This is a genomic window from Lactobacillus jensenii DSM 20557 (genome assembly GCF_001436455.1).
Lineage (GTDB): Bacteria > Bacillota > Bacilli > Lactobacillales > Lactobacillaceae > Lactobacillus > Lactobacillus jensenii.
This window is the reverse complement of the sequence record NZ_AYYU01000039.1, coordinates 1-4,741: the sequence shown is the minus strand read 5'-3', so window position 1 is coordinate 4,741 and position 4,741 is coordinate 1. Positions and strand designations below refer to the sequence as shown.

Annotated in this window: 5 protein-coding genes and 1 pseudogene; 4 read left to right on the top strand and 2 right to left on the bottom strand. The window is 29.1% G+C overall.

Annotated features, from left to right (window positions below):
• Positions 1 to 317: 317 nt before the first annotated feature.
• Both FC45_RS07140 and FC45_RS07135 read right to left on the bottom strand, forming a co-directional pair.
• Positions 318 to 1,172, bottom strand: coding sequence for a Fic family protein (locus tag FC45_RS07140; protein WP_006585533.1), 855 nt, complete (start codon positions 1,170 to 1,172; stop codon positions 318 to 320).
• Positions 1,162 to 1,803, bottom strand: a complete 642-nt coding sequence (locus FC45_RS07135; RefSeq protein ID WP_006587827.1) for a helix-turn-helix domain-containing protein — start codon at positions 1,801 to 1,803, stop codon at positions 1,162 to 1,164. Before FC45_RS07135 ends, FC45_RS07140 begins: the two co-directional genes overlap by 11 nt.
• 160 nt (positions 1,804 to 1,963) lie before the next feature.
• On the opposite strand from FC45_RS07135, the gene FC45_RS07130 reads away from it, so the two are divergent.
• The 4 genes and pseudogenes from FC45_RS07130 (at position 1,964) to FC45_RS07115 (ending at position 4,352) form a co-directional block, all read left to right on the top strand.
• Complete coding sequence (locus FC45_RS07130) at positions 1,964 to 2,395, top strand: ImmA/IrrE family metallo-endopeptidase (protein ID WP_006585536.1); 432 nt, start codon at positions 1,964 to 1,966, stop codon at positions 2,393 to 2,395.
• Between the two features lie 18 nt (positions 2,396 to 2,413).
• Positions 2,414 to 2,980, top strand: a complete 567-nt coding sequence (locus FC45_RS07905; RefSeq protein ID WP_006587826.1) for a hypothetical protein — start codon at positions 2,414 to 2,416, stop codon at positions 2,978 to 2,980.
• Positions 2,981 to 3,239: 259 nt separating this feature from the next.
• A pseudogene (locus tag FC45_RS07120) lies at positions 3,240 to 4,048 on the top strand (ParA family protein).
• Positions 4,049 to 4,070: 22 nt separating this feature from the next.
• Entirely contained in the window at positions 4,071 to 4,352 is a 282-nt protein-coding gene (locus tag FC45_RS07115; protein ID WP_006585540.1) for a ribbon-helix-helix domain-containing protein, read from the top strand.
• Positions 4,353 to 4,741 lie beyond the last annotated feature (389 nt).

Sequence of the window (4,741 nt, the reverse complement as noted above, 5' to 3'; positions counted from 1 at the left end):
TATAACATAATAAAGCCTAAAAAGCTGCATAGTATCAAGCTTTTTAGGCTTTTTATTTGCACAAATAGCATTAAAGAATTATATTCATGCTTTTATTATAATATTATATTCTATATATCAATATTATATAAATAATATTTAAATAATATCATTATATTATATCGACAATACAATACGTGTGATGCTAGTTGAATCGACTTAGATAATATATAACCAGCTTGTAAAAAGTTGTTTTAATAATATTACTGCAATATAAAAGCAATGCAATTATATTATTCATAATAATATTTATCTCTCATTAAGCTACGATAAATATGTTAATTTCTTTTCCTAAGCTTACTCTTAATTCGATGACGTTTGGCTAATTCGTTCAATTGCTCTTTTGAGAACCTAGTTTCTTCTCTAGCTTCTTCTTTATTCTTTTCATTAAGTTGCAAGATTTGAATTCGTTTTTTTAAAGTCCTTTCAGTGTACTTTCCAACCAAGTCTTCAAAAGCAGTTGGATCATGTCTTTTCTGAGAATCAAGTAAAGTTTCCATATATTCTTCTCTTGATTCCTTATCAGGCATGATATTAACTACAGGATACCCATTTTCCGTCAACGCTAAACTCATCAGCAAACGTGCTGTCCGTCCATTTCCATCTCTAAAAGGGTGGATTGTTACAAATTTATAGTGTAGATCTGCTGCATATTTAACTGGGTGCATTTCTTTCTGGGCTTTTCTAGACCACTCAATTAAATTATCCATTTCTGGTCTAATATCAAACGGTTCAGTATACGGATTAAAATCAGTCTTAGCTGGGTGTACTTCTAACACTCTATACTCACCACCCCACTCTGGATGAGTTTTTGCTAAGGCCAATCTATTTAAATCACGAATAGTAGTTTGAGATAAAGGTTGCTTATGACTAGCTAAATCTAGCATATAATCGTACGCTTCATTTAAATCAATAGTTGATAATACATCTCCTATCGATTCACCATGAATTGTTATTCCCTTATTAATTATTGCTTCTGTCTCAAACTTATCAATTTTACTTCCCTCAATGGCGTTTGATGACCAAATATGTTCCACTCGAATATCCTTGTTAAGTGCTCTTATCTGATCAGAATCTAATGGACGGTATTTATCAATCTCTTTTCTTAATTCTGTTAGCTTGTTAGTATCCATTTCTAGCTTTCCTTTTATTTTTAAATTTTATAAATTCAATGAAATCCATGATTTGATCCTTATCTTCTTTTGAAAGATTACTTGGAATATGTTGAAGTATTTCAAAAGGTCGCTTAATTGCTTCTTCTGTATCAATACTAGTATTCAGGAGATCGCTAATTGGAATTCTAAAGTGTTTAGATAGTATCTCTAGACTTTCTTCACTTGGTTTAATCTCACCAGTAGCCCAACCCCATAATGCACGATATGAAATGCCTAGGTTTTCACAAAATTCCTTATAAGTTAATCCTTCACGGCTGATTAAAGCTTCTAAATTTGAAGAGAAAATTTGTAAATTCTCTTTATTGTCTAACTTATCATTAGTCACTACAAATTGTAGATAGGATGGATCAATTTCATCCGGTTCACAATTTAAAGCTTTAGCCATAGCAAGCAGATTTTTTTTACTAGGTAAAGAAGGTTGTGCGTACACACGTCGATAGTTATTTATGGTTGTATATGCTATACCTGTTTTTTCTGCTAATTCTTTCGGGGTCATGCCTCTTTTTTTCAAAAGTTCATTTAAATTTTCCTTAATGCGCTCTCTACGTATACGAGCAGCCAATGATATTGCTTTTCTTCCTTTAGCCATTTTTTTCTCCTCATTTTTATTTCTATATTTATTATAATCCAAAAATCTAAGAAATTTATTTGAATAGTTTTAATAACATTATTGTTGTCAAAGCGAACACAAATATGCTGTCCTTTTAATTAGAACATATGTTCAAGATGTGATAAAAGAGTGATTAAAAATGGATATTAAGGATATACTATTCGGCTTTTTATTTGAAATAGCAAAAGAATATAAATTAGATGTTAATCTAGAAGAACCAGGAAGTCCCATACCTACATGTGTTGTTCCCGAAGACAGAAATATCTTTTTAAATTACACAGACGTAGGAGAAAGAAAACAAGCTTTTCAATTTGCACATGAACTAGGTCACTATTTAAATGGAGATCAAGAACGTTGTGACTGTGATAGTGCAATTCTAGATATTAAAATAGAATACTATGCAGATAGAACTGCTACCAAATTAATTCTTAAAGGGTTAAGCAAGAATAGCATATATTTTTCAAACTTATATGATCTAATGGAAATTTGTGCGATTCCTTTTAACATGGTTGATTGTGTAAATGAACTAATTACAAATCAATATCCATCTTTAATTGCTTCATTTAACTAAGAAAGGATTCTACAGTAAATGAATGATAATGTGCTATCAAATTACGTATTTGGAGAAACGTATTTTCCCCATGTGGCAATTCCCATTAACAGAAAAGCAGGGGATACAATCATATTTTTTGAATCAAAGCAACTTATATGGAAGATAGAAAAGCAGCTTAAAGATAAGAAAAAAATAGCGAACAATCTTAATGTTGATTCCTTAATGGCTGTAGATGCTATTGACCTTATAGAAACATTTGATTCAAAATATAATTTTTTCCTTCCAGATAACGTAAACGAAATTAGAAATATGTATTATTTTGGTAGTCTTAGCACTTTGGGAATTCAAGCTTTTCTAACATTAAAAGAAGCAACAAACATTACAAATTTACAACCTTGGGCTACTATGTACAACAGATTAATTGATAAAGCTTATAACCAAAATAATTTATTATCAAAAAACCGATTGGAAATTAGCCCCAATAAGCTATCAAAATTTACCAAATATTTTGATACCGCTTATCAGCAGAAGATTAAAGATTTATTCAGCAAAGAAAAAGCTATCAATCATCGTATTCTATCAACAAAAGATTTTATGTTGTAATTACAAATATTATCCTTTACAATCAGTACTGTAGCTCAGCTACTAAATATTTATTTCATAAGAGGAACACAATTTTTACTTGTGTTCTTTTTTTATTATTGAAATATGATCGTAGAATATATATTTATATATAAAAATATCATGTAATGATATTATTATTAATAATATTTAAATAGTATATTGATAATGCGACTAATGCGATTTATAATAATACTGAAATAAATATTTAGAACTAAGTTTAAGGAGCTAATATAATATTATGACAAAAATAATTACATTCTCAGCAATTAAAGGCGGAGTAGGAAAAACTACCATTGCATATAACTTTGGATCATGGCTAGCCGATAATAAAAAGAAGGTTCTTTTTATTGACCTAGATCATCAATGTAATCTTAGTCAAACCTATAATGTTTATGATCAAAAGGGCAGTGTAGGCAATATATTAAATCCTAAAGATGAAGTAGTAATTCATAATGTTGGGGAAAATATCGATTTAATTGCTGGTGATATGCACCTTGATGATATAGAGACATTAATCGAAAATAAAACTAATAAAAACATGATGCTATATTTGTGGCTATATGATAACTATCAAAAGTTACATATAGATAAATATGATTACATTCTGATTGATTGTCACCCAGATTTCAGTACAGCTACCAAGAATGCTATTATCGTTAGCGACGATATATTAAGCCCGATTACACCAAGCGAATATGGTTATAAAGCTAAATATAACTTGAAAGAACGACTAAAAGAATTATCTGAAGAAGCAATTGATTTTACATCTCATAAATCGTATGTAACCGCCAATCTTTATTTCTTAGCTAACATGTTAAAGCATAATACAACAAGTTCACGTGATCTTTTAAATAGCTTAAAAGATGAAAAAAATCAGGTGATAATAGTTGTATTGCTTATATTCCTTATAAAGAGTTATTTAATAAATCTGAATTAAATAAAATTTCTTTGAGTGAAATGGCAAAAGACCATAAATTGGCAATACAGCAAAGAAAGTTTTTTGGCGAAGTTTTTAAAACATTTGAAGACATAGAAAACAAATTATAAAGTTAAGAAAGGATAAATATATATGGCTTTTAAACCTGACGACAATATTGCTAAAGCATTAAAGCAATCAAATTCTAATAACAATAGTAAAAATAACCAAAATGAACAGAACACTCAAAATTACTCTGATCTGTTAAACCTTGTATCTAAGAAAAACGTGGAAAAAGAATCAATTTCTATAACAATTGATAGTGATGTTAAATCAGAAATTGAAAAGTTAGCAAAGAAAAATGGCTACAAACATTTATCAACTTTTATAAATGATTACTTTAAAAAACTACTTAGTCTTACTCAAAATAATTGATAAGATTATTACTACTTCTGACGAGATTTTCATTTCGTCTTTTTTATTTAATTTAATAGATACTTTATAAGACATTAAAAGGAATTAATAGAGTATTAAGGGTATTCTATTAGCCTTAGAGACTCAAGCGATAGCAAATTCCAAAGGTACCAAATAGTGGAGCCCAAGGTACTAAGTAGTGGAGTCAAAGGTACCAAATAGTGGAGTTAAAGGTACCAAATAGTGGAGTTAAAGGTGCCAAGTAATGGTCCACAGAAATAGAAAATAGAGCTAAAAAAGGCAAAAATCGTATGATTTCTGTGGATAATTGCTCAAGGGTGCTAAGTAGTGGAAAAATTAATGAATAGTAAAAATTTTAGGAAACTGTCAAATTTTTTGTGTAAATAGAT

What these genes read in the sequence shown, in the direction of transcription:
- FC45_RS07130 (WP_006585536.1), top strand. Translation starts at nt 1,964, where the DNA reads ATGGATATTAAGGATATACTATTCGGCTTTTTATTTGAAATAGCAAAA.
- FC45_RS07140 (WP_006585533.1), bottom strand. Translation starts at nt 1,172, where the DNA reads ATGGATACTAACAAGCTAACAGAATTAAGAAAAGAGATTGATAAATAC.
- FC45_RS07905 (WP_006587826.1), top strand. Translation starts at nt 2,414, where the DNA reads ATGAATGATAATGTGCTATCAAATTACGTATTTGGAGAAACGTATTTT.
- FC45_RS07115 (WP_006585540.1), top strand. Translation starts at nt 4,071, where the DNA reads ATGGCTTTTAAACCTGACGACAATATTGCTAAAGCATTAAAGCAATCA.
- FC45_RS07135 (WP_006587827.1), bottom strand. Translation starts at nt 1,803, where the DNA reads ATGGCTAAAGGAAGAAAAGCAATATCATTGGCTGCTCGTATACGTAGA.